Source organism: Euzebyales bacterium (genome assembly GCA_035461305.1).
Classification (GTDB): domain Bacteria; phylum Actinomycetota; class Nitriliruptoria; order Euzebyales; family JAHELV01; genus JAHELV01.
This window is the reverse complement of record DATHVN010000157.1, coordinates 1-23,594: the sequence shown is the minus strand read 5'-3', so window position 1 is coordinate 23,594 and position 23,594 is coordinate 1. Positions and strand designations below refer to the sequence as shown.

Annotated in this window: 23 protein-coding genes; 18 read left to right on the top strand and 5 right to left on the bottom strand. The window is 72.7% G+C overall.

The features are described from left to right. Positions 1–4 precede the first annotated feature (4 nt). The 15 genes from VK923_14495 (at position 5) to VK923_14425 (ending at position 11,879) form a co-directional block, all read left to right on the top strand. Positions 5–1,045 (top strand): UDP-glucose--hexose-1-phosphate uridylyltransferase, encoded by a 1,041-nt coding sequence (locus VK923_14495; GenBank protein HSJ45885.1) that lies wholly within the window; start codon positions 5–7, stop codon positions 1,043–1,045. Then, positions 1,042–2,178 carry a galactokinase gene (galK, locus tag VK923_14490; protein ID HSJ45884.1) on the top strand — a complete coding sequence of 379 codons (1,137 nt, stop codon included), beginning with the start codon at positions 1,042–1,044 and terminating at the stop codon, positions 2,176–2,178. Before VK923_14495 ends, galK begins: the two co-directional genes overlap by 4 nt. A gap of 829 nt (positions 2,179–3,007) precedes the next feature. Further along, complete coding sequence (locus VK923_14485; GenBank protein HSJ45883.1) at positions 3,008–3,721, top strand: hypothetical protein; 714 nt, start codon at positions 3,008–3,010, stop codon at positions 3,719–3,721. Between the two features lie 42 nt (positions 3,722–3,763). Continuing rightward, a complete protein-coding gene (locus tag VK923_14480) occupies positions 3,764–4,630 on the top strand; it encodes a PAC2 family protein (GenBank protein ID HSJ45882.1) in 867 nt (288 codons plus the stop codon). Further along, positions 4,623–4,850: a hypothetical protein gene (locus tag VK923_14475; protein HSJ45881.1), complete on the top strand. Its 228-nt coding sequence runs from the start codon at positions 4,623–4,625 to the stop codon at positions 4,848–4,850. The genes VK923_14480 and VK923_14475 overlap by 8 nt, the downstream gene beginning before the upstream one ends. Next, positions 4,847–5,053 carry a PaaI family thioesterase gene (locus tag VK923_14470; protein ID HSJ45880.1) on the top strand — a complete coding sequence of 69 codons (207 nt, stop codon included), beginning with the start codon at positions 4,847–4,849 and terminating at the stop codon, positions 5,051–5,053. Before VK923_14475 ends, VK923_14470 begins: the two co-directional genes overlap by 4 nt. 29 nt (positions 5,054–5,082) lie before the next feature. After that, positions 5,083–5,901: a tetratricopeptide repeat protein gene (locus tag VK923_14465; GenBank protein ID HSJ45879.1), complete on the top strand. Its 819-nt coding sequence runs from the start codon at positions 5,083–5,085 to the stop codon at positions 5,899–5,901. Between the two features lie 43 nt (positions 5,902–5,944). Then, complete coding sequence (locus VK923_14460) at positions 5,945–6,514, top strand: proteasome activator (protein ID HSJ45878.1); 570 nt, start codon at positions 5,945–5,947, stop codon at positions 6,512–6,514. Positions 6,515–6,646: 132 nt separating this feature from the next. Further along, positions 6,647–6,994 (top strand): nuclear transport factor 2 family protein, encoded by a 348-nt coding sequence (locus VK923_14455; protein ID HSJ45877.1) that lies wholly within the window; start codon positions 6,647–6,649, stop codon positions 6,992–6,994. Between the two features lie 174 nt (positions 6,995–7,168). After that, on the top strand, positions 7,169–8,026 hold the full coding sequence (locus VK923_14450) for a hypothetical protein (protein HSJ45876.1): 858 nt from the start codon (positions 7,169–7,171) through the stop codon (positions 8,024–8,026). Further along, positions 8,023–9,144 (top strand): ATPase, T2SS/T4P/T4SS family, encoded by a 1,122-nt coding sequence (locus tag VK923_14445; protein HSJ45875.1) that lies wholly within the window; start codon positions 8,023–8,025, stop codon positions 9,142–9,144. Before VK923_14450 ends, VK923_14445 begins: the two co-directional genes overlap by 4 nt. After that, a complete protein-coding gene (locus VK923_14440; GenBank protein ID HSJ45874.1) occupies positions 9,141–10,241 on the top strand; it encodes a type II secretion system F family protein in 1,101 nt (366 codons plus the stop codon). The genes VK923_14445 and VK923_14440 overlap by 4 nt, the downstream gene beginning before the upstream one ends. A 28-nt stretch (positions 10,242–10,269) precedes the next feature. Continuing rightward, entirely contained in the window at positions 10,270–10,554 is a 285-nt protein-coding gene (locus VK923_14435) for a hypothetical protein (protein HSJ45873.1), read from the top strand. Then, positions 10,545–11,000 (top strand): TadE/TadG family type IV pilus assembly protein, encoded by a 456-nt coding sequence (locus VK923_14430; GenBank protein HSJ45872.1) that lies wholly within the window; start codon positions 10,545–10,547, stop codon positions 10,998–11,000. The genes VK923_14435 and VK923_14430 overlap by 10 nt, the downstream gene beginning before the upstream one ends. A gap of 99 nt (positions 11,001–11,099) precedes the next feature. After that, a complete protein-coding gene (locus VK923_14425; protein HSJ45871.1) occupies positions 11,100–11,879 on the top strand; it encodes a M23 family metallopeptidase in 780 nt (259 codons plus the stop codon). 141 nt (positions 11,880–12,020) lie between these two features. On the opposite strand, the gene VK923_14420 is transcribed toward VK923_14425, so the two are convergent. Further along, a complete protein-coding gene (locus VK923_14420) occupies positions 12,021–14,306 on the bottom strand; it encodes a DEAD/DEAH box helicase (GenBank protein HSJ45870.1) in 2,286 nt (761 codons plus the stop codon). A 535-nt stretch (positions 14,307–14,841) separates the two neighbouring features. Here VK923_14420 and VK923_14415 point away from each other — a divergent pair. The 3 genes from VK923_14415 to VK923_14405 all read left to right on the top strand — a co-directional run bounded on the left by VK923_14415 (position 14,842) and on the right by VK923_14405 (position 16,319). Then, positions 14,842–15,198 (top strand): STAS domain-containing protein, encoded by a 357-nt coding sequence (locus VK923_14415; GenBank protein HSJ45869.1) that lies wholly within the window; start codon positions 14,842–14,844, stop codon positions 15,196–15,198. 20 nt (positions 15,199–15,218) lie between these two features. Further along, the gene (locus tag VK923_14410) at positions 15,219–15,620 is read left to right on the top strand and encodes an ATP-binding protein (GenBank protein HSJ45868.1); all 402 of its coding nucleotides are present in this window, start codon (positions 15,219–15,221) and stop codon (positions 15,618–15,620) included. Positions 15,621–15,707: 87 nt separating this feature from the next. Next, positions 15,708–16,319 carry a class I SAM-dependent methyltransferase gene (locus tag VK923_14405; protein ID HSJ45867.1) on the top strand — a complete coding sequence of 204 codons (612 nt, stop codon included), beginning with the start codon at positions 15,708–15,710 and terminating at the stop codon, positions 16,317–16,319. 46 nt (positions 16,320–16,365) lie between these two features. Here the strand turns inward: VK923_14405 and VK923_14400 are convergent, their stop codons facing one another. From VK923_14400 to VK923_14385, 4 genes are all read right to left on the bottom strand, one after another. Beyond that, positions 16,366–16,683, bottom strand: a complete 318-nt coding sequence (locus VK923_14400) for a hypothetical protein (protein HSJ45866.1) — start codon at positions 16,681–16,683, stop codon at positions 16,366–16,368. 170 nt (positions 16,684–16,853) lie between these two features. Next, positions 16,854–18,968, bottom strand: coding sequence for a sodium-translocating pyrophosphatase (locus tag VK923_14395; GenBank protein ID HSJ45865.1), 2,115 nt, complete (start codon positions 18,966–18,968; stop codon positions 16,854–16,856). Between the two features lie 299 nt (positions 18,969–19,267). Next, complete coding sequence (locus VK923_14390; GenBank protein ID HSJ45864.1) at positions 19,268–21,793, bottom strand: FtsX-like permease family protein; 2,526 nt, start codon at positions 21,791–21,793, stop codon at positions 19,268–19,270. Between the two features lie 3 nt (positions 21,794–21,796). Further along, positions 21,797–23,594 (bottom strand): hypothetical protein (locus VK923_14385; GenBank protein ID HSJ45863.1); only part of this gene is annotated, 1,798 nt, incomplete at its 5' end.

Below are 23,594 nucleotides of genomic sequence, written 5' to 3'. Positions count from 1 at the left end.
GCCGGTGGAGTCATTCGATGGTCCGCACCGCCGGTACGACCCGCTGACCGACGCGTGGGTGCTGGTGTCGCCGGACCGGACCACGCGGCCCTGGCGGGGCGCGACCGACGGCGGCCCACCCGAGCGCCGGCCGGCGTACGATTCCTACTGCTACCTGTGCCCGGGCAACGAACGGGCGGGTGGCAGGCGCAACCCCGGCTACGACGGCACGTTCGTGTTCGACAACGACTTCCCGTCGCTGCGACCCGACACGTCCGACGACGTGTGGTCGGCGTCGCCGCTGCTGCACGCCGAGGGCCAGCCGGGGGTGTGCCGGGTGCTGTGCTTCCACCCGCGGCACGATCTGACGCTGGCGCGGATGCGTACCACGCAGATCCGCGCGGTCGTAGACGTGTGGGTCGACCAGACCGACGAGCTGTCGCGGCGGTACGCGTGGGTGCAGCTGTTCGAGAACAGTGGTGAGCAGATGGGCGCGTCGAACCCGCACCCCCACGGCCAGCTGTGGGCGCTGACACGGCTGCCGCAGCGGGCCGCCGTCGAGAACCGCCAGCAACGTCACTGGCATGCGGAGCTGGGTGCACCGCTGCTCGTGCACTATGGCGAACGCGAAGCGGCCGACGGCCAGCGGATCGTGGTCGACAACGACCACTGGATGGCGGTGGTGCCGTTCTGGGCGGTATGGCCGTTCGAGATCCTGCTGCTGCCGCGCCGGCACGTGCGCCGGCTCCCCGAGCTGTCCGACGTCGAGCGCGACGCCCTCGCCGACGTCCTGCGCCGCCTGCTGGTCCGCTACGACAACCTGTTCCAGGTACCGTTCCCGTACTCGATGGGCTGGCACGGCGCGCCCGGCGCGGGCGGCGACGACGGCCATTGGCAGCTGCACGCGCACTTCTACCCGCCGCTGCTGCGCTCGGCGACGGTGCGCAAGTTCATGGTCGGCTTCGAGATGCTCGGCGAGGCGCAGCGCGACCTCACCGCGGAACAGGCCGCGGCCCGTCTGCGTGACCTGCCCGCTGAGCACCACGTCGCCGGTGATCCGTCGTGAGCGGCCACCCCGCCCGTGAGCGCGCCCTGCGGCGCTTCCGCGCGCGCTTCGGTCGTGCGCCCGCGGTGCTGGTCCGCTCGCCCGGGCGCGTGAACCTCATCGGAGAGCACACCGACTACAACGACGGCTACGTGCTGCCGCTCGCCATCGACCACGCGCTGTGGCTGGCGGCCGTACCCCACGACGGACCGGTCACCCTGGTCTCCGACGACGCCGAAGCCGAGGTCGTCGTGGACCCGGCCGATGTCGGCGGGCGACTCGACGGCTGGGGGGCCTACGTCCAGGGTGTGGCCTGGGCGATGGGTCAGGCCGGCGTCGGGGTCGAGCCCGTCCTCGGCGCGGTCGCTTCGGACGTGCCGGCCGGCGCAGGGCTGTCGTCGTCGGCGGCGCTCGAGATGGCGGTCTGCCGTGCGCTGACCGGCGACCGGGCGTGGGACCCGATCAGCGCGGCCAGGCTCGGCCAGCGTGCCGAGAACGACTGGGTGGGCGTCGACTCCGGCATCCTCGACCAGCTGTCGTCGGCGGCCGCACGCGCCGGACATGCGCTGCTGATCGACTGCCGGTCGCTCGACATCACCCATGTGCCGCTCCCCGGCGGCATCGTCGTGGTCGTCATGGACACGACGACGCGGCGTGAGCTGACCGGATCGGCCTACAACACTCGACGTGCGGAGTGCGACGCGGCCGCCGCCACGCTGGGCGTCGACGCGCTGCGGGACGCCGACCGGGACGCCGTCGAGGCGCTCGACGATCCGGTGCTGCGTCGCCGTGCCCGGCACGTCGTGACCGAGCACGCCCGGACGGCCGCCGCGGCCGACGCCCTGCGCGCGGGCGACACCGTAGCGCTCGGCAGGCTGCTGGCCGACGCGCATGCCAGCATGCGCGACGACTTCGAGGCCTCGGGCCCCGCACTGGACGCCATCGTCGCGTGCGCAGGCGAGGCACCGGGGTGCATCGGGGCGAGGATGACCGGAGGAGGCTTCGCAGGCTGTGGGGTGGCCCTGGTCGCGGCCGGCCGGGTCGACGACTTCACCGCCGCGGTGACCGAAGGCTTCGCCCGTGCGACGGGCATGACGCCACAGCTGCACGTCACGGGCGCCGCCGCGGGCACGGAGCTTGCACGCCTGGGATGATCACCGCGTCCTCGGGGCCGATCGGGACCTGCGTGCCGCGCGATGGGTCGTGCGGCAGGCAGCGGTCGCCCGAGCCGGCGGACCCGGAGGTCCTGCTGGCCCCGCGGCCGCCGCCCCGTGCCGTCGCGCTGCAGCGATGCTGCGTGCGCTGCACCACGGGGGCGCGCCGACGTCCGCCCGGCCGGAACACCATGAGCAGCATCCCGTTCGTCCGGCGACGCTCGTCGACGATCCGTACCCGACGTACGACGGATTGTGGCGTGGGCCACTGAACTGCACCTTCTGCTTCACGTTTGCGCCTGCCTGGTGCGACAAACCCGGCATGCAGCTCGTTGCCAGGCACGCCGACGTCGCCCGCCTGCTGCGCGACCGCCGCCTCGGTCGCGTCTGCACGCCGTACGAGCCGCGTGAGCGCCACGACCCTGGAACCCGCTCAACATCCACTCCCTGCTCGAGCCGGGCACGCGGGCCGGCCTGCGGCTGGCCAGCGCGAACCGCGATCCCGAGGCGTTCGCCGATCCCGATACGCTCGACCTCGACCGCAGCCCGAACCCCACGTGGGGTTCGGTACCGGCATCAGTGCTGCCTCGGGCGCCGCCGCTGGTCCGCCTCGAAAACACGGTCGCGCTCGGCGCCTGCTGGCCAGGGCTCCGGGTCTCGCAGTCGTGTCGCCGCCGAGCGCCGTCGCAGCTTCCAGTTCCGCCGCTACCGGCGGGTGCTGACCGGCGGTGACGGGCCTGGATAGGGCGTGTCGCATCGGTGTCAAACCGACTACCCTTGGGATTCGCAGCAACCGTGCGAGTCACCGGGGGCGCGCCAAGGAGCCTCGATGAATTACTGGGATAGTGTCGGCCGCTGGATCAACACGCTGCTCGTGTTCATCGTCGGGGTCCTGGCGTTCGACGCGCTGTTCCGGCTGCTCGAAGCCAACGAGGACAACATCATCGTCGCCTTCGTCCGGGGTCTCTCGGTCGTGTTCCTCGTGCCCTTCCAGGGCATGTTCGGTGAGCAGGACTTCGTGCTCACCACCCTCATCGGCGTGCTCGGCTACGCGCTGCTCGCCGGCATCGCCCTCGGGGTGCTGCGCAGCCTGCAGGCGTCACGGGTGCAGCCGGCGCCGCCGGTGCGGTCCGACACGGTGGCCCCACCGCTGGCCGCCGAGCAGCCGACAGCCGCGCCGCCGTCGACGGACGGCACGAACGACGCGGCGCCGTCCTCGGCACGGCGGAGCCCGAACAGCCCCGAGGCGCCCCGGACGCCGGCCACCGAGCACCCGGAACGGCCCGCGGTCCGCCAACGGCCCGACCGGACTCGGGCCAGCGGCCGGTCCCGGGCGCCGCGGACGCGCTCCGGCTCCGACGGCGCCGAGCGGACGCGCCCCGGCTCCGACGGCGCCGAGCGGACGCGCCCCGACTCCGACGGCGCCGAGCGCACGCGCCCCGGCTCCGACGGTCGCGAGCGCATCCCTCGGGGACGCTCGCGCGACCCCGCCGCGGCCAAGCGTGGCAGCGTCCCCCCCTCCGAGGCGGACACCGGCACCTAGGGTTCGCGCTCCGGCGGCAACGTCCGCCGCTAGCCTGGCGGCATGTCCGAGTTGCTGCACTGGGTCCGCGAACCACCGACCTTGCGCCGCGCTGTCCTCATCGTCGCGCTCGACGGCTTCGTCGATGCAGGAAGCGCCGCGTCCAACGCGTCGGCCTTCCTCCGACACCGCTGGCGGGCGGAGCCGATCGCCCGCCTCGACGGCGACGCCCTGATCGACTACCGCGCCCGGCGCCCTACAGCGGTGGTCGACTCCGGGGTCGTGCGGCGCATCGACTGGCCGGAGATCGAGCTGCTGGCCGCGACGCTCGACGACGGCGACCGCGACGTCCTGCTGCTGCTCGGCCCCGAGCCGGACATGCGCTGGCAGGCGTTCGCCCGGCAGGTCGCCGACGTGTGCCGCCAGCTCGGCGTCGAGCAGGTCGTCCAGCTGGGCGCCTACCCGGCCGCGACGCCGCATACCCGGCCGGTCGCGGTCAGCCGTGCGCGCAACCGCGTGAACCAGGTGCTGGAGTTCGACGCGGTCGACGTCACCGGCTACACCGGTCCGATCAACGCCAGCACGGTGCTCCAGGCCGAGTTGGCCGGTCACGACATCCCGGCCGTCGGCCTGTGGGCGGAGGTTCCGCACTACATCGCCACCAACCCGCACCCACCGGCCGCGCTGGCGCTGGCCGAGCGCATCGCCGGCGCCCTCAGCGTCGACATCGACACCACCGAGCTGCGGGCGGCGGTGACGCTGCACCTCGAGCAGGTCGCCGAGGCCGTCGCCGAGCACGACGACGCGGCCTCGATGGTCACGGCACTCGAGCAGATGGTCGACGCCGGCGAGGACGACGAGGAGCTGCCGACCGGCGACGATCTCGCGGCGGAGATCGAGCACTTCCTTGAGGCCCGCCGCGATGAGTGAGGTCGCCGAGCTGCTCGCGCAGCTGCCGGCGGAGCTCGACCGATCCCCGCACGGCCGTGGCCTGACAGCCGGGCTGGGCCTCACCCTGCTGGAGGTCGGCCCGACCAAGGCGCGTGCGCGCGCCCAGGTCGGCCCCCGCCACCACCAGGAGGCGGGGATCCTCCACGGCGGCTGGCACGCGTCGGTCGTCGAGACGGTCGGCAGCCTGGGTGCCACATGAAGGCCGCAGAGCAGGCCCAGTCGGTCGTCGGCGTCTCGAACTACACCGAGTTCTGCCGGCCGTTCCGTCAGGGCGAACTCGACATCGAGGCGCTCCCCGTCCACCAGGGGCGCACCCAGCAGGTCTGGGAGGTCCGCATCACCCGCGACGACGGCAAGCTCGTCGCACGCGGCCAGCTGCGCCTGGCCCACATCGACCGCTGAACCCTACACCGGTAGGTCATCCGAGTCCCATGAGCACCACCATCGTCCCAGCCGTCACCGAGACCACGTTCGAGTCCGACGTCCTCGACGCGAGCGTCACCCAGCCCGTCGTCGTCGACTTCTGGGCGCCATGGTGCGGACCGTGCCGCCAGCTGTCGCCGCTGCTCGAGCAGATGGCCGACCGCTTCGCCGGCGACGTCCGTGTCGTCAAGCTGAACGTCGACGAGGCCCCCCGGCTCGCCCAGCAGTTCCGCGTCCAGGGCATTCCCTCGGTCAAGGCGTTCCGCGATCGCCGGGTCGTCAACGAGTTCATCGGCCTGCAGCCGGAGCCCGTCATCGAGCAGTTCTTCGCCACGTTGGTGCCGACCGCCGCCGACCGCCTGGTCACGCGTGCGGCCGCCGAGCCCCAGCGGGCCGCCGAGCTGCTGGATGAGGCGCTGGAAGCCGATCCCGGCCACACCGGCGCGCTGATCGCGTCCGCCCGGCTGGCGATCGACGAGGGCCGGACCGACGACGCACGTGGCCTGCTCGAACGGGCGTCCCAGCACGACGAGGCCCAGCGGCTGCTGGCCGAGCTGCGCCTGACTGGCGGGGGCGACGGTCAGGCGCTCTCGGCGCTCGCCTCGGAGGCGGACACCTCGCCCGGGGCGCGGCTGGAGTACGGCAGGGCCCTCGTGGCCGCAGGGCTGCATGACGATGCCGCCGACGTCCTGCTCGTTGCGGTCGCCGATCCCGAGACGCGGGACGCGGCGCGGACGTTGCTCCTCGACCTGTTCCGGGTACTTGGCGACCAACACGAGATCACCCGCCGCGCACGACCGCGGCTCGCGAGCGCCCTGTTCGCTTGAGCGCGCACGTCGTGAGCGACCCGCGGACGCAAAGGATGCACCGTTGACAGAGGTACCCCAGCGCCCAGCCCAGCCGGCGGCACCGTCCCAAGGATCCGCCGGGCCGACCGCGCAGACCGCCGACACCGGCCACGAGGTCGAGGTGGTCGAGGAGGAGCCCGAGCAGCAGGACGCGATCACCGAGCCGGGGAAGCTGCTGCGGATCGCCCTCATGCTGCGCGAGATGCAGGAGGAGGTCCGACGCGCCGACCCCGACGAGGCCGGACGTCAGCGCCTGCGCCAGATCCATGAGACATCGCTCCGGCAGATGCGGTCGGTGCTGACCGGCGGACTGCAGGAGGAGCTCGATGCGCTCACCCTGCCGTTCGACACCGACACCCCGACCGAGTCGGAGATCCGGATCGCACAGGCCCAGCTCATCGGCTGGCTCGAGGGACTGTTCCAGGGCATCCAGGCCGCGATCGCCAGCCAGCAGATGAGCGCCCGCCAGCAGCTCGAGCGGATGCGGCGTGGCCTGCCGCCCGGCATGCAGGCCGGTGCGATGGGTCCGGCTGGGCAGCACGACGCGCAGCGCGACGACCGGCAGCCGGGCGGGACCGGCCAGTACCTGTAGCGCATCGGCGCTTTGGTCGCGTGCCGTGCCGCGGATATCGTTGCCGCGGACGTGCCGTCGTGGTCCCCACGGGGTCGCGCCGAGCATGGGATCCACCGTGGCCTCTCGAACGCGGTGTGGTGAGGAGAACCGATGGGTCGAGCACGAGAACTGTGGGAGCAGCTCAGCGCTGCGATGGAGAAGGATGACGACACCGCCGTCGCCGAGCTGTACGCGGTCGAGTCGATCTTCCTCGAGCCCAACAACCCACCACACGAGGGCCGGACGCTCATCCGCTCCTACCTGAACTCGTGGATGCAGGCCCGCGAGGACCTCGACATCAACGTCGAGCGCATGCTCGAATCCGAGGATGGCTCGACGCTCGCCGTCGAGTGGACCATGAGCTACACCGCAGCCGGCCGGCGCTGGTCGAACCTGCCGCGCAGCAGCTGGGTCGAGGTCGACGCGGGCGGCATCCGCTATCACCGCGACTACTACTAGACCCGGGCGCCTGCCCGTCTGACTGACCGGACGGACGCGATCCACCACGGGTCGCGTCCGTCCTGCTCTGTGCGGGCGTGGTTGTCCACAGGCCCGCACCCACTGACCCGGCGTCGTCCGCCCATCGGCCGTACCGTGCCGCTCCGTCAGGAACGACAGCGGCAGGAGCCAGCGATGATAGACGACCTCCCGGTGGTGGTGGCACTGCCGGCGCCGCTGGACGCGGTGGTCACCGCGTGGGTCGAGCGTGACCTCGGCTGGCAGGTCGTCGACCCCGCCGGGCCCCTGCGGCCGATCCTCGCATTGGCCGACGCACCGTGTGGCGGGCTGCCGTGGATCGCGGTCACCGAAGGGCCACCCGATGACGGTGTCGTCACCGCGCAGCTGACTGCGGGGGCCGAGGACGTCGTCGGCTGGCCAGAGGGCCGGGAGCGCATCCCGGTCGTCGCGACGCGCGTGGATCTCACCCGTCGTATCGGGCCGCGCGGGCCCCGGGTGTCCGTCGCGGGCGTGGCGGGCGGGGTCGGCACGTCGACGATCGCACTCGCGGTCGGCGGTGTCCTCGCGTGGGGTGGCGCCTCGGTGCTCGTGGTCGGCGGCGGCGCGCTGCTGGAGTTGACCGGCTCCTCAGGTCGGGCGCACTCGGTGGGTACGCACGTCGCGGTGGCGGGCGCCGCCGGGCTGTCGGTGTCGGCGGGCCGCGGCGACGCAGCTGGCGCAGGGTGGGCCGGCGACGTGGTCGTCGTCGACGACGGTACCCGGGTGACGTCGTCGACCACAGTGCTGGTCACCCGTCCCGATGCCGGGCTGCGCCGCGCGCGTGAGCACGACCTACCGGTGATCGTCAACGGTCGGTCGCCGTTGGGGCCGTCGGACGCCCGGCGCGCGTTGGAACGGGCGCCGCTGGTCCAGCTGCCGTGGTCGGTGCGGGTGGCCCGCGCCGGCCTCGACGGTCGGGTTCCCTCGGGCCTGCCGGGCCGCTGGCTCGACGAGCTCGGCACGGGGCTGCGCCGCCTGGAGCGTTGGTCATGACGGCGGTCGACCTCGAACGCGTCCGGCGGCGCGTCGCACAGGACCCTGTGCTGGCCGGTGCCGGGACGCAACGCGGCCCGGCGCTGCGGGCCGCCATCGCCAGGGCGATCCGTGCCGAGCAGATCCTCGTCGACGACCGGGGGCTGGCGGCCGTGGTCCGCGAGATGACCGACCTGTTCACCGGCCTCGGACCGGCGGAGCGGCTGCTCCGTGACGCGGCGGTCACCGATGTGATGATCAACGGGCCGGGCGAGGTGTGGGTCGAGCGCGACGGGCGGCTCGAGCGCACGTCCGTCACCTATCCCGACGCCGAGTCGCTGCGTGCCGCGGTCCTGCGCGTCGTCGGTCCGCAGGGCCTGCGCTTCGACCGCGCGCACCCGACGGTCGACACGCGCCTGCCCGACGGCAGCCGGCTGCACGCCGTGGGCGAACCGCTGGCCGCCGAGGGGCCGTTGGTGACAGTGCGCAAGTTCGCGACCATAGAGCACTCGTGGGAGGACCTCGAGGCGGCCGGTGCCGTTCCCGCGACCGCGCGCCGGCTGTTGCAGGTCGCGGTCACCGACCGCCGTGCCATCGTGTGTTGCGGTCGCACCGGCACAGGCAAGACCACGCTGCTGGGCCTCCTGCTGGGTGAGGTCAACTCGTCCGAGCGGATCGTGGTTGTCGAGGACGCACCGGAGCTGCGACCACGCTGCCCGCACGTCGTCCGGCTGGAGACCCGGCCGGCGGGTCCCGACGGCGGGACACCGGTCGAGTTCCGCGATCTGGTCCGCCAGGCGCTGCGGATGCGTCCTGACCGGATCGTGGTCGGCGAGGTGCGCGGCACGGAGGTCGTGGACGTCCTCGCGGCCCTCGCGACCGGTCACGAGGGGTGCATGACCACGGTGCACGCGCGCGCGGCCGACGAGGCGCTGGTGCGGCTCGAGGGCATGGCTCTGCTCGCCGGGCTCCCCGTGCCGGCGATCCGCGCGCAGCTCGCCGTGAGCCTGGACCTTGTGGTCGTGCTGGGACGTGCGACCGACGGCCGGCGGGGCCTACGCCAGATCGCCCAGGTCGACGGTACTGGTGCCGACGGCAGGCTGCGCTGGCACGACCTGTGGCGCAGGGATGCGGCATGACGGCCGTCTCCACGATCGACCTGCTGCGGGTCCGGGCAGCGCTGAGCGTCGGCGTCCCACCGGCGCAGGCGCTGGCGACGGTCACCGACGCGGGCCTGGCCGACACGGTGCAGCAGGTGCGGTTCGGACGCTCGTTGCCGGAGCTCGCGTGTGCCGTTCCCCGCGATGCCGGGCCGCTGGGGCCGGGACCACTGCTGCGGGCGCTCGCGCTGGCCGAGCGCTGCGGACACGGAGCGGTGTCGGCGGTGGACGTGGCGCTGGCGACCCGCCAGGATGCGCTCGCAGACGACGAGCGCATCAGGGCACGCTCGGCGCAGGCGGTGGGAACGGCACGGCTGCTGACCGTGCTACCGGTGGGGGCCTGGGCGCTGCTGGTGCTCGTCGATCCCGCAGCGCTCGGCTTCTACGCCGGGCCCATCGGCTGGGCGTGCGCAGCGGCATCGGTCACACTCGCCGCGGGCGCACATACCTGGTCGCGCCGTCTCGTACGTCGTGCGGCGGAGGCGGCGCGGCTGGCCGATCCGCTGGCGACCAGGTCGGGTGTGTTCGACCGGGCCAGGGCGCTCGCGGTCGCCGTGCCCGTGCTGGTCGCTGTGACGGTGCTGGTCCACCCGCTGCCGGCCCTGGTCGTGTCCGGCGCCGTCGGTGCGATCGCCGGCCGCCCGCGGACCGAGGACCGATCGCCGCCCTACAGCGCGCTCGAGCTGGTCGCGCTGCTGCGCATGCTCATCTCCGCGGACCTCGGCCTGCAGGCCTCGCTGGAGCACCTCGCCGCTGTCACACCGCCGCCACTCGACGACGATCTGCAGGCTATCGGACGTCGGCTGCGGGCCGGCACGGACATCGAACGGGCCTTCGCCGGCGCTGGCCTCGACGAGCTCGGCGCCGTGCTGGCCGCCACCGAGCGCTGGGGGGTCGCGCCGGCCGCGCCCCTGACACTGCTCGGCGACGCGATCCGTGCCCGACAGCGTGCCGCCGCCGAGACCGCGGCCGAGCGCGTCCAGCTCGCCCTCGTCTTCCCCACCACCCTGCTGACGCTGCCCGCGTTCGTCATCGCGGTCGTCCCGCCCCTGGTGTGGACGGCATTGGCGACGTGAGCGTCGGCCCGACACGAAAGGAACGAGCATGACCGAGCAGTTGGCCACGATCACCCGGCGCCTGGATGTCGGCGTGCGGCTCGCCGCGACCGACGTGGGAGCCCGCGTCGTCGAGGCCGCTGAGCGTCACGTCGCACCGTTGCGCGACCACGCCGAACGTGGCGCGCAGGCCGCGGAGTACGCGATGCTCGGCGGCGTCAGCGCCGCGGCGTGCTCCGGACTGGTGGCCATCCTGAAGAACCGAGAGACCCTGCGGGCGCTGGTCGATGCCGTGATCGGCACGCTCAGCAAGGTCATCGAGGGATGGTTCTGACGACCATGCCCGGGGGTGCGGTCGGCGCCGGCCGTGCCCCCGCCCCACCCACCACCGGGGAGGTGGGCGGCCAGGCGCTCGCGAGAGGCGAGACGGGCAGCCAGGCGCTGGAGTTCGCGATGATCGTGCCGCTGCTGGGTGTGCTGCTGGGCCTGCTGGCCCAGACAGGGCTGCTGCTGGCCGACGTGCTGGTGGCCCACGGCATTGCGCGGGAGGCAGGCCGGACGGCGGCGGTGGACGGCGACGAGCATGCGCGCGATGTCGTCGAGGACCTGGCGGGCGACCGCGACGTGCGGCTGGAGTTCGAGGACCACGACGGTCTCGTCGAGGCCCGCGTCGAGCTCGCGACCCGGGCGTTCGCGTCGGTCGGCGTGCAGCTGTGGCTGCCCGCCCGCGCGGCCTTCCGGCGCGAGGCACCGGTGGGGTTGTTCGGCGATGACGGCTGACGACCCGCCTCGCCCGGAACGCACCCGGGCACGCTCGAGGACGCCGGCGACCGTAGCCGCACCCGGGTGCAGGCTCGGCGCCGGCCCCGTGCCGCGGGAATGACCTCCGGCGGCGAGCGGGGGTCGGTGGCGCTGCTGGCCGTGGTCGGTGGCGGACTAGCCCTGCTGCTGACCCTGGCGCCGCTGACCGTGGTGGCCGACCTGCTCGTCACCCGTGGGCGGGCGCAGACCGCCGCGGACGCTGCGGCGCTGGCCGCGATGGGCGACGCGGGCGGCGACGGGCGGGACGCCGCGGGCGTGCTTGCGCGCGCCAACGGCGGTGCGGTCCTCGCGTGCTGCGGTGACGACCCCGCACGGCGTCACGTGACGGTGGGCGTCCCGCCTGACTCGACCCTGCTCAGTGCGGTGGTCCCCGAGGTCGAGGCGGAGGCGGCCGCGGCGTTGATGGGCGGCGGCGTCGCCGATGGGCCGCCGTCCGGTCCGATGGGTCCCGGAGGTCGGATGTGGCCGGTGGCCGCGCCGGTGACCAGCGGGTTCGGCGCACGGGTCCATCCGCTCACCGGAACCTCGCGGTTGCACGCGGGCATCGACCTCGGCGCGCCCGCGGGAACGCCGATCCGGGCGGCCGCGGCCGGCACGGTGGTCGCCGCCGGGGTGATGGGCGGCTACGGCAACGCGGTCGACATCCGGCACGCCGCCGGCACCACCACCCGCTACGCCCACCAGTCGCGGCTGCTCGTCCGCGCCGGACAGCAGGTCGCCGCGGGACAGGTCATCGGCCTGGTCGGGTCGACCGGCGCCTCGACCGGCCCGCACCTGCACTTCGAGGTCCGCACCCCAGCCGGCCCCATCGACCCCCGCACCTGGCTTCCGGGATGAGCACGCCGCCGTCATCGGGTGCGCGTGTCTCGGCGGTGGGCGGTCGTGCGCCAGCGGTGGGGTGGCGGTGTTGTCGGGTGCGGGTGCGGTCGGGCGTACGGGTTGCGCACCCGATCTCGTCTGACCGCCCTCGGCGGATGGTCAGGCAGCGTCATGGTCGGCCAGCGCGGCGTCGAGCAGGGCGATCGCGCCGGCCTTGTCGAGTGGCTCGTTGCCGTTGCCGCACTTGGGCGACTGCACGCACGAGGGGCAGCCGTCGTCACACGGGCAGGCGCGGATCGCGTCCCGTGTGGCCGCCCACCACAGCGCGTCGATGTCGAACGCGCGCGCCGTGATGCCCGCGCCGCCGGGGATGCCGTCGTAGACGAAGATCGTCGGGTTCGCGGTGTCGGGGTGCCACGGCGTCGACACGCCACCGATGTCCCAGCGGTCACACATGGCGAACAGCGGGAGCAGGCCGATCGCGGCGTGCTCCGCGGCGTGCAGCGCACCCGGCCACCGCTGCGTGCTCAGGGCAGCGACGTCGAGGACGGGCTGTGGCGTGGTGAGCCACACCGCAGCCGTCTGCAGGCGTTGGCGCGGTAGGTCGAGCTCGACCACGCCGAGCGACTCGCCCGAGAAGACGTGGCGGCGCTCGTAGGCAAGCACCTGCGTGGTGACCTCCACACGTCCGAACGACAGCACGCACCTCCCCCAGGGCCGTCGCCGCAGCTCGGAGAGGACCAGCAGATCGGTATCGCTGCGCGGTCGGGTGTAGGTCGTCCCGTCGTCGCGCTCGACGGCGGCGACGCCGGTGTCCAGGTCCAGGTCGGTCACCCGCCAGCTGCGCCCCTGGTGCAGGTAGCTGGCACCCGGGTGGACGGTCGCGGGGGCACGCGCCGCGTCGACGTCGCCGATGACCACGCCGGTCGATCCCTCGACGATCGTGACGGGTGCGCCCATGGTCGAGCGGATGTGGACGCTGGCCGCGGGCGAGCCCCGCCCCGCCCAGTAGACCCGGTCGTTGCGGCGCCGCAGCCGTCCGTCCGCGATCCCAGCCTCGATCAAGGGCGTGGAATCCGCGGGCGGGAACCACTCCTCGTCGGCGTCCAGGGGCAGCTCCCACGCCGCGCACTCGAGGTGCGGCGCCAGGATGTGGGGGTTCGACACGTCGCTGCGCGCATGCTCCAGGGGGCGGCCGAGCAGGCGCACAGGGTGGGCGAGCAGGTAGTGGTCCAGCGGGTTGTCGTCGCCGATGAACACGACCAGCGCTTCGTTGCCGCGACGGCCCGCCCGACCGGCCTGCTGCCAGAACGACGCGGCGGTGCCCGGCCACCCCGCGACGATCACCGCGTCGAGCCTGCCGATGTCGACGCCGAGCTCCAGCGCGTCGGTGGCAGCGACCGCGCGGATGGTGCCGTCGATCAGGCCGCGCTCGACGGTCCGTCGCTCGTCGGCGAGCAGTCCGGCCCGGTACGCCCGGACCTCAAGGTCCGGGGCGTTGCGCCGGGCGTGGATGGCGAGCAGCTCGACGCCGGCGCGGGACCGCGCGAAGGCGAGCGTGGACCGGTCCGTCGTCGCGATCGCCGCCAGCAGGTCGGACGCTTCGGCGAGCGTCGACCGGCGGGTGCGCAGCTGATCGTCGATCAGCGGCGGCTCCCACAGGCCGATGACCATCCGTGGACGCCCGGCTCCGTCCGTCGCTACCTCCTCGACCGGCGCACCGACCAATGAGGTGGCGTGCTCGGCCGGGTTCCCGATCGTCGCGCTCGCGAGCGCGAAGGTCGGCTCCGCGCTGTAGTGCGAGCAGATCCGGCGCAGCCGCCGCAGGATCGCAGCGACGTGCGACCCGAACACGCCGCGCGCGACGTGGCACTCGTCCACGATGACCAGCGCCAGGCGGTGGAGGAAGTCGCCCCACCGGCGGTGGTTGGGCAGGATGCCGACGTGCAGCATGTCGGGGTTGGTCAGGACAACGTTGGCCGTCCTGCGGATGGCGTCGCGCTCGGCGCGCGGCAGGTCTCCGTCGTACGCGGCGGCACGCACCTGCGGCAGGCGGAAGTCGCGCAGCGCGCGAACCTGGTCTCTGGCGAGGGCCTTGGTCGGTGACAGGTACAGCGCCGTCGTGCGGTCGTCGTCGAGCACGGCCTGCAGCAGTGGGAGTTGGTAGCACAGGCTCTTGCCGCTGGCGGTGCCAGTGGCGACCACGGTGTGGCTTCCGGCGCGGATCCGCCTGACGGCCTCGGCCTGGTGGTCGTACAACGACGTGATGCCCGCGAGGCCAAGGCGCTGGACGATAAGCGGGGAGAGCCAGTCGGGCAGGCCCGTCGTTCGCGGTGGACGTGCGGGCAGCACCTCGACCGCGGTCAGTCGCGACCGGTCGAGGGCGTCGGGGTGTGCCTCGGCAGCGTCCTCGGCGAGCATCCGGAGCAGGGCGTCGCTGTCCACGTCGCCAGGCTAGGGTCTGTCCCCCGGTGCCGGCCGGCATTCGGCCGCATCTGCATCCCGGCTCGCGTCGTTGCGGCTCGCGCCGACACAAGCCCGGTGTGCGTCGCTCACCGCGCCTTTGCGAGCCGGGCGCAGCTGCCCTGGTCACCGTGCCGTAGGCTCCATGGGCCGTCGGGAGTCGAGCAGCGATACGACCAGGCACACGACCGGTCCGGGAGACAGCCCCTGAAACCGTCGTCACGCGGCCCGCGGACCGAACGCTGCGCACGGATCGACGTCGGTGTGCGACGGAGCCGCTCCTCTGGTCGCGCGAACCGGGCCCACGAAGTCACTGTCCGGCGGAGCCGGTCCTCCAGCCGTTCGCGGAACCAGGCCCCGGGAGTCACTGTCCGGCGGAGCCGGTCCACCAGCCGTTCGCGGAACAAGGTCCCGCGAAGTTTGTTGGCCTCGCGCTGCGGATAGACCACCAGATCAGAAGGCGCGGTGGTCCCCGTGCCGACCATACGATCCGCCGCCGGCCCATCGAGTCGAGCACATGCGGAAGACCAAGGGGTACGACGTGGAGTTGACGCTGGAACACCGCACCGAGGGCGACACGACCGTCCTCGACGTCGCGGGCGAATGTGACGTCTACACGGCGCCGAAGCTACGCGAGAAGCTGGTCGAGCTCGTCAGCGACGGCCACTACAACATCGTCGTCGACATGACGAAGGTCGAGTTCCTCGACTCCACGGGCCTGGGCGTCCTGGTGGGCGGGCTCAAGCGCGTGCGGTCCCACAACGGCTCGCTGGAGCTCGTCTGCAACCAGGAGCGCATCCTCAAGATCTTCCGCATCACCGGACTGACCAAGGTGTTCCCGATCCACGACACTCTCGAGGAGGCGCTGTCGTAGCAGCCGACAGCCGCTCGTCGATGCCTGCAATCGAGCTCCGCATCCCGCGGGACCCGGCCTACGTCGGTCTCGCACGGCTCGTGGTGGCCCAGGCCGCCCGCCTGGCGGGCGTCGCACAGGACCGGGTCGAGGATGTCAAGATCGCTGTCGCCGAGGCGCTGGCCAACGCGACGGGCAGCAACGACTTCGGTGACAGCTCCGCACCGATCGAGTTGCGCTTCGGCAGGACGTCCGCCGGGTTCGAGGTGGTCGTGCTGGGTCTGGACCACCCGACGGATGCCGTCAACGACACCGACCACCCGGGCGTGGACCTGCTCGACCCCGGACTCAGCTTCACCCTGATCGAGGGGCTGACCGACGAGTTCAGCCACGAGCCCGACGGGGACCTCATGCGGCTGCGCTTCGTCGTCGGCACGGGCTGACCGCCCGGACCGTGTGAGCGGTCGCGGGCCGCCCGCCGACTTGGCATCATCGACGCCACAGGCTGCTTCTCCAGACTGGCGGGACGCGTGGATCCACGGACACAGGAGACCATCGAGGCGTACGGCCGCGCGGCCGAGCGCTATCACGAGCTGTGGAAGGAGCGACGGCCGCTCGATGCGGTGCGGACCTTCGGCACGCTGGCGGGACGCAACGCCCGCGTGATCGATGTCGCCTGCGGCCCCGCGCTGGACGTGCGGGTGCTGCGCGACCAGGGCCTGGCCGTGTTCGCGGGCGACCGCAGCGAGGAGCTGATGAAGATCGGCCACATGCTGTTCCCGAAGCGCCCGCTGGCGCGCTGGGACTTTCGCCGCCTGCCGTTCGCCGACGGCGTGTTCGAGGGGGTGTGGGCAGCCGCGGCGCTGCAACACCTGCCGCGACGCGAGATGCGCGCGGCGTTCGGCGAGCTGCGGAGGGTCCACGGGCGCGGGCCGATCTTCGTGTCCTTCCGCGAGGGCCGCGGCGACCTGGACCTGGTCGACGAGCCCGAGGTCGGCCCGGTCCACGTGACGAGCGTGACCGGTGAGGAGCTCAAGATGCTGTTGCTCGACCAGGGCTACCAGCAGGTCGAGATCCAGATGCGGCCCGATCCGCTGGGACGGTCGGACGTGTCCTGGGTGTACGGCTGGGGGCGCTGCTAGGGTCCGGAGACAGACCCTCAGCGCGCGTCGGGTTGCTGGCGGGCGGTCAGGCCGTTGCGGTCAGCGCGGCGAGAGCGGCCTCGGGCCGGTGACTGGTCCGCGACCGCGGGCCCGGTCGGCACAACCGCATCGCGTGCCCGACGCGACGGTGTGAGCCGCACACGAACAGGACCGCGGCGCGGCGGGCGAAGCGCAGCGGGTCGCTGATCTGCCCCCAGTGCTCGGACAGCTCGGCGAAGATCGCGTCGACGCAGGCCACGGCGGTGGTGTGGTCACCGCCGTGGCGCAGCGCCAGGTCGAAGACCGCCGGCGCGTGCTCGCGATAGAAGGTGTCGAACGCGTCGCTGAGCTGCTCGGTGACCATCGATCCTCCGCACCTGTCGGACGTTGGCTGCCGGCCCCGTCGGGTGCCGGCAGCGATCATCCTGCACGACGGATCCTTGGCCACACATTGGCCGATGCGACACGACGGGACCATCCCTGTGGGTGGATCCCGTCGTACCTGGACGACCGCACAACGTGGGGCCGTCCGGGTCACACGAAGGCGGTTGCGAAGATCAGCGAGACGATCGTCATGACCTTGATGAGGATGTTCATCGCCGGGCCCGACGTATCCTTGAACGGGTCACCGACGGTGTCACCAACGACCGCGGCCTTGTGCGGCTCGCCGCCCTTGCCGCCGTGGTGGCCGGCCTCGATGTACTTCTTGGCGTTGTCCCAGGCGCCGCCCGCGTTGGCCATGAAGATCGCCAGCGCGAAGCCGGTGACCAGCGCGCCGGCCAGGAACCCACCGAGCGCGTCGGTCGAGATGAAGCCGATGACGAGCGGCACGACGACCGCCAGCCCACCGGGGACGATCATCTCCTTGAGCGCGGCCTCGGTCGAGATCGACACGCAGCGCTCGTAGTCGGGCTTGACGTCGGTGCGGGTGCCGATGACCGCCTCGGGGCCGGCGGACAGCGACTCGCGCAGGCCTGGGACCTCGTCGAACTGGCGGCGGACCTCCTCGATCATCTTGTTGGCGGCGCGGCCGACGGCCTGCATGGTCAGCGCGGCGAACAGGAACGGCAGCATCGCGCCGATGAACAGCCCGGCGAACACGTCGACGGTGCCGATGTCGAGTGAGATGGTCCCGCCCGCGCTGAGGATCGCCTGCTCGAACGCCTTGAACAGCGCGAGCGCGGTGACGGCCGCCGAGCCGATCGCGAACCCCTTCGCGACAGCTGCGGTGGTGTTGCCCAGCGAGTCGAGCTCGTCGGTGACCTCGCGGACCTCGGGTGGCAGCTCGGCCATCTCGGCGATGCCGCCGGCGTTGTCGGCGATCGGGCCGTACGCGTCGACCGAGACGACGACGCCCGTGGTGGCGAGCATGCCGATCGCGGCGAGCGCGATGCCGTAGATGCCCGTGTTCTCGACGTTGGGCAGGGCCTGCTCGCCGGCGAAGAAGGACACCCCGACGGCGATCACGATCAGGACGACGGCACCAGCCACGGACTGCATGCCGGAGGCGATGCCTCCGACGATGTTCGTCGCCGCGCCGGTCTCGCTGGCCATGGCGATGTTCTTGACGGGACCGTAGTGGTCCGACGTGTAGTACTCGCTGACGAAGCCGATCGCCGTGCCCACCAGCAGGCCCGCGGTGACGGCGACAGGGAAGCCCCACCAGTTGTCGACGCCCTCGACGCCGTTGAAGAACAGGAACCCGAACACGAACGACAGCACGACGGTGAGCCCGAGCGCCACGTTCGAGCCACGGTGCAGCGCGCTGGCCAGCTGCCGCCCTGTGGCGCCCGGTGCCGCCTTGACGAGGAAGGCGCCGAGGATCGAGGCGATCATGCCGAACGCGCCGATGGCCAGCGGGAACAGCAGGGCGCGTGACTGGAACGCGCCGGTGTCGGCGAACGCGAACGCTGCGAGCGCGATCGGCGCGATGATCGACCCGGCGTAGCTCTCGAACAGGTCGGCGCCCATGCCGGCGACGTCGCCCACGTTGTCGCCGACGTTGTCGGCGATCGTCGCGGGATTCCGGGGGTCGTCCTCGGGGATCCCGGCCTCGACCTTGCCGACCAGGTCCGCGCCCATGTCGGCGGCCTTGGTGTAGATGCCACCGCCGATGCGCGCGAACAGCGCGATCGAGCTGGCGCCCAGGCCGAACGCGGTGAGCACCTGGAACGGCTGATCGACCTCGAGGACCTGTACGAAGACTATGTAGCTCAGCCCCAGGCCCAGCAGCGCGAGGCCGGCGACCGAGAAGCCCATGACCGCGCCGCCGCGGAAGGCGAGCGGCAGGGCGGCCTGGGCACCGGACCGCGCGGCCTGCGTGGTCCGCGCGTTGGCCAGCGTCGCGACGGTCATGCCGATGAAGCCCGCCAGACCGGACAACACGGCGCCGAACAGGTACGCGAGCGCGCCCCACGGACGGCCGTAGTCGAGGAACACGAAGATCAGGAGCATCATTACGGCCACGAACACCGCGATCCAGCGGTACTCGCGTCGTAGGAAGGCGCGCGCACCCTCCTGGATCGCCTTCATCAGCTCGACCATCCGGTCGTTGCCGGGGTCGGCCGCCTTCACGACGGTGTAGAAGTACGCGGCGAGTGCCAGACCGCAGAGAGCGGTCAGGACACTCACCACAGGCGTGGCAGTCATCGGGCCTGGTTCTCCTCGCTCGGGACCCGGCGCTCGGTCCGTCGGGTGGCCACGTCGCGCGGCGCGCCGTGATGGGTGTGCGCGGCGCACGACAGTGCGTCCAGAGATGCGTCCGGCGGAGCCGCTGGCGTGGTCCCGGGCCCCGCGCTGATGTCCTGGCGAGCCGGCCCACGACATGCGTCGTGGAGCCTGGCGCTGCGGACTAGCGCCGAGTATAGGGAGCGGCCCTGGGGGCGCAATCCACACGCATCGGCGCTGAGCACCGTCACGGCCGACCGGCTCGATGGTGTGGTCGCAGCCTACTCGACGGTCACCGCGCGCAGCACGTCGACGTGGCTGGCCCGTCGCGCGGGCAGGACCGAGGCGACGACGCCGGCGCCGAGCATCACGACGACTGCGATGCCGATCTGCGTGGTCGGTAGCGTGAACGCGGTGAGGCCCTCGTCGCGCAGCACACGGACCCCGAGCCAGCCGAACATGGTGCCGAGGCCGAGACCGACGGCGGTGCCCAGCATGGTGATGATCACCGACTCCCAGCGCACCATCGACCGCGCCTGCCGACCCGTCATGCCGAGCGCCTGCAGCAGCCCGAGCTCGTCGGAACGCTCGACGACCGACAGCCCGAGCGCGTTGACGACGCCCACGAAGGCGATGATGACCGACAGCAGGACGAGGCCGATCACCAGGCCGAGGAGGCGATCGGTCTGGTCGCGTACCTGGGCCCGCAGCTCGGCGGTGTCGGCGACGCGCACATCCGGCTGCTCGGCGACCACCCCCTCCAGCCCCATGCGAACCGCGGGCCGGTCGGCAGCCTCGGCCAGCCCGACGAATGCGACCAGGTCCTGCTGCTCGGCGACCGCCTCACCGGCGGTCGACACGTCGACCAGCGCCTGGGCGATCCGGGTCGTGCCAGGCAGGTGGACGTCCTCGGTGAGCGCCACGACCTGCCTGGGTGTCGACCGCGCCGAGCTCCCGATGTGGACCGCGATCTGCGCTCCCAGCGGCACGCCGAGCTTCTTCGACACGGCGACGCCGCCGTCGGCGAGGTCCGCGAGGTCGCCCTCCAGCACCTCGACGTCGTACACCTCTGGGAGCGTCTGCGGGTCGATGGCGAACATCGTGCGCGTCTCGCCGTTGACGTCACCGCGCATCACCTTTGCGGCGCTCACCAGGGCGACGCCGTCGACCGCCGCCGCGTCGTTGGTGACGGCGCTCGGGAACCCGATCTGGTCGACCGCCTGCAGCTGGTAGTCCGCACGGAACTGCTCCACGATCACGCGGTCGAGTGACGAACGGAACGATGACACGAGGATGAGCACGAACGTCACGAGCCCCAGACCGACCAGCAGGGCCGTCGCCGTGGCGGCCGTGCGTCCCGGGTTGCGGACCGCGTTGGCGCGGGCGAGCGTGCCCGGCAGCCGGCGGATCGCGCGGACCGGCAGGCCGATCATCGCCGTCAGCGGTCCGGTGGCCAGCGGCGCGAGCAGCACGATCGCCAGCGTGAGCGCCGCTGCGCCCACGGCCAGTCCGATCATCCCACCACGGTCCAGCCCGGTCCCGACCAGCGTCGACGCCGCGATGCCACCGACGAGGGAGCCCGCGATCAGACGCGGCGTCGAGACGGTGGTGCGGGCGCCGGTCCCCGCGGCGCGCAGTGCGTCGACGGGAGGACGGCGGGCGGCCCGCACCGCCGGTCCGAGGGCGGCGATGACCGTCACGATCACGCCGACCGCGAACCCGATCGCTGCCGTCCGCGGTTCGAAGACCAGGTGCGTCGACGGCAGTGGCAGCTCGACCAGGCGCAGCAGTTCACGGAGCCCGACCGCCGTGACAACGCCGATCGCGACGCCCGCCCCTGATCCGACCACGCCGACGATGAACGCCTCGCCGAGGACGGCGCGCAGCACCTGCCTGTTGTCGGCGCCGATGGCCTGCACCAGGGCCAGCTCCCTTGTGCGCTGCGTCACGGTGATGCCGAAGGTGTTGAAGATGATGATGGCGCCGACCAGGAGCGCGGCTCCCGCGAACACCAGCAGGCCGCGCGTCAGGAAGCCGAGGAACTCACCGACCTGCGCGACCGAGTCGGTCACGAGCTCGTCGACCGTCAGCACCTCGAGTCTCGTGCCGAGCTCGGCCGTGAGCGTGTCACGCAGCTCGGAGGTGCTCGTCCCGTCCGCTGCCCGGACGGCGATGTAGGTCGCGCCGTCAGACCCGTACAGCCGCTCGGCCATGGCATCGCTGAACACGACGGTGGTCGAGCCGGCGAGGTCCTGCACCGCGCCGGGCGGCTCGATGATGCCGACGACCCGGAACGACTGCTCCGGGCCGTTGAGCAGCAGGCCGGTCTCGTCGCCGATCGAGCGCCCCAGCTCCTCCGCGCTGATCGCGTCGATGGCGACCTCGTCGTCGGCCGTCGGCAGGGCACCGGAGCGCACGGTGATCGCGTCGGGCATCGTCGGCGCGTCGATGCCCTGCAGCAGCGAGCCGAAGCCGCCCAGCGGTGTCCCGTCGTCGCGCGCCAGCTTGGCGAGGCCGCGGTACCGGGCCTCCGCCGCGGCGACGCCGTCGACGGCCGCGACCCGCTCGGCCACGTCCGGTGGCACACCACCGAGGCCGGCTGCGCCCGACCGACCGTCGTCAGCGGCCGAGACAATGAGATCGGCGCCCTCGATCGTCGAGCCGAACAGGCTCTCGAACGCGTCGCGGACCGTGTCCGTGAAGACGAAGGTGCCCGTGACGAACGCGACGCCGAAGACGACCGACACCGCGGTCGCGATGGTACGCAGCAGGTGCCCACGCACGTTGGCCCAGGCGATCCGCCACACGGGTCAGCGCTCGGGTCGATCCGTGTCACCGGAGCCAGCGCGACGTGGGCGCCGGTTGCGCCGTCCGGTTCCACCCAGTCGGTCGAGTTGGTCCTGGAGCGACTGCAGCGCCTCCATCGGGTCCCGCCACTCGTCCGACCGCCGGGTGTTGCGCAGCGACGCCAGCGGTGGAGGCACTGGGGCGTCGGTGCGACGCGTGGAGGTCGCGGCCGTCCGCTCGGGTCGGGCGCGCGTCACGGGGGCCCCGCGCTCATGCCGCGCTGCTTGGGCGGCGGCGGGGTCGGGCGCGGGCTGCGGTGCGGGCGCGGTGGAGACCTCCGTCACCCGCACAGCGGGGGCACCGTCGTCTGCGTCCTCGGAGATCGGTGCGGGGTCCGCGGCCACATGGGGGCGTCGGCCCGCATCCGGGGCGTCGCTGATCGCCGGCTCCACATGCGGTGCGGCCGCCACGTCAGCAGCACTGCGCTCGTTCCCGACGGGCGGTGTGGACGGCTGTGCGTCCGCGATGCGCTCGGTGACGTCATGCGCCAAGTCGTCATGCGGCTCGATCGGCGGCGCATCCACGCCGCGAGCGTCGTCGCGCGTGGGGACGTGGTCCTCGTCGTCCTGGGTCTCGACCCCGTCGACCGTCGCGTCGCCGTAAGGCGCGTCGATCGCGGACCGGCCGTGGTCGTCGGTCCACCGCCTCGCCCGCTCACCTTGGATCGGATCGGGCACGAGGTCGGACGGCGCGGCGTTGTCGGCCGGTGGGGACCAGGGGGTGTCGCCGGGCCGGAGGGCATCGCTCGGGATCTCACCGGCATCGCCACGGGACGGCTCGAGGTACTGCGCATCGGGAGCAGCGTGCCCGTTGCCGTTGATCTGCCAACTGCGGTCGAAGACGGGTGTCCACACCTCACTGATGTCCGGTGCCGCGGGGTCTTCCCAGGCATTGGCCCACGGATCCCGAGCCTGCCCGGTGACAGCCGGTGGTGCGTCGTCGGCGTGCCGGCCGTTGCGGTACGAGCCGTTGGTCGCCGCACCGGCTGCTTCGCCCATGTGATCGTCGTGGCGCCAGTTGGCGAAGCGGGCGTCGTTGCTGGCGTCAGTCTGCAATACCGGGCGTTCCACCTCGTCGGGCATCGGTGCCGGACCTCTGAGGTGCTCGTCCGTCGTCAGGTGTTCGTCCGTGTCGTGGCGCGCTGAGGCATCGAAGAGGTCCGCGTCCCGGCGCTCGTCATCGAGGGACTCGTCACCGGCCGTCTCCTTGGCCCGGGGCCGCCACCGGTCCGTCGACCAGATGTCCGCGCCGTCGTGCTGCCAGCTGGGCGTGCGGCGGCTGGTGGCCCGCTCGCTGTGGTACTCCTCGGCGAGGTGCTCGTCGGGCGGCGCCCAGGGGTCGCCGGTCACCCGCCAGCGCGACGTGTCGGTCGGCTGCGGGAGCTCATGCTGCGGGGCCGGCTCGTCGGCGGGCCGGGACCAGGGTGTTATCTCCGACCTCGTCACCGTGTCCTCGCGCGACGGGTCCGCTGCCGTGTCGCCGCCACGTTCCCCTGGTGTGCCGGTGTCGGGTGCGGTGTACAGGTGCGCGCGTTCCGGCGGGAGCCAGCCGTCGCCATCGGCAGCCGGGTGCTGGAACGGCGCGCTGGCGTGGTGGGCCTCGTCCCGGTGGCGATGGTCGTGACGTACCGCGCCGACGTCCCGCTGCCACAGCTGGACATCGGTGTGGTGGAGGTCCGGGGCGGCGTGCCCGCGAGTGTGCGGTCCAGGATCGGCGCGCCGGCCGCCGTCGGTGTCGGCGGTCGGCTGGTGTTGGAGGTGG

Excerpts from the sequence above, each read along its gene's own strand:
- VK923_14395 (HSJ45865.1), bottom strand. The coding sequence starts at position 18,968 with ATGACTGCCACGCCTGTGGTGAGTGTCCTGACCGCTCTCTGCGGTCTG.
- VK923_14470 (HSJ45880.1), top strand. The coding sequence starts at position 4,847 with ATGAAGGCCGCAGAGCAGGCCCAGTCGGTCGTCGGCGTCTCGAACTAC.
- VK923_14400 (HSJ45866.1), bottom strand. The coding sequence starts at position 16,683 with ATGGTCACCGAGCAGCTCAGCGACGCGTTCGACACCTTCTATCGCGAG.
- VK923_14465 (HSJ45879.1), top strand. The coding sequence starts at position 5,083 with ATGAGCACCACCATCGTCCCAGCCGTCACCGAGACCACGTTCGAGTCC.
- VK923_14480 (HSJ45882.1), top strand. The coding sequence starts at position 3,764 with ATGTCCGAGTTGCTGCACTGGGTCCGCGAACCACCGACCTTGCGCCGC.
- VK923_14415 (HSJ45869.1), top strand. The coding sequence starts at position 14,842 with ATGCGGAAGACCAAGGGGTACGACGTGGAGTTGACGCTGGAACACCGC.
- VK923_14475 (HSJ45881.1), top strand. The coding sequence starts at position 4,623 with ATGAGTGAGGTCGCCGAGCTGCTCGCGCAGCTGCCGGCGGAGCTCGAC.
- VK923_14445 (HSJ45875.1), top strand. The coding sequence starts at position 8,023 with ATGACGGCGGTCGACCTCGAACGCGTCCGGCGGCGCGTCGCACAGGAC.
- VK923_14435 (HSJ45873.1), top strand. The coding sequence starts at position 10,270 with ATGACCGAGCAGTTGGCCACGATCACCCGGCGCCTGGATGTCGGCGTG.
- VK923_14485 (HSJ45883.1), top strand. The coding sequence starts at position 3,008 with ATGAATTACTGGGATAGTGTCGGCCGCTGGATCAACACGCTGCTCGTG.
- VK923_14425 (HSJ45871.1), top strand. The coding sequence starts at position 11,100 with ATGACCTCCGGCGGCGAGCGGGGGTCGGTGGCGCTGCTGGCCGTGGTC.
- VK923_14455 (HSJ45877.1), top strand. The coding sequence starts at position 6,647 with ATGGGTCGAGCACGAGAACTGTGGGAGCAGCTCAGCGCTGCGATGGAG.
- VK923_14450 (HSJ45876.1), top strand. The coding sequence starts at position 7,169 with ATGATAGACGACCTCCCGGTGGTGGTGGCACTGCCGGCGCCGCTGGAC.
- VK923_14410 (HSJ45868.1), top strand. The coding sequence starts at position 15,219 with ATGCCTGCAATCGAGCTCCGCATCCCGCGGGACCCGGCCTACGTCGGT.
- VK923_14430 (HSJ45872.1), top strand. The coding sequence starts at position 10,545 with ATGGTTCTGACGACCATGCCCGGGGGTGCGGTCGGCGCCGGCCGTGCC.
- VK923_14440 (HSJ45874.1), top strand. The coding sequence starts at position 9,141 with ATGACGGCCGTCTCCACGATCGACCTGCTGCGGGTCCGGGCAGCGCTG.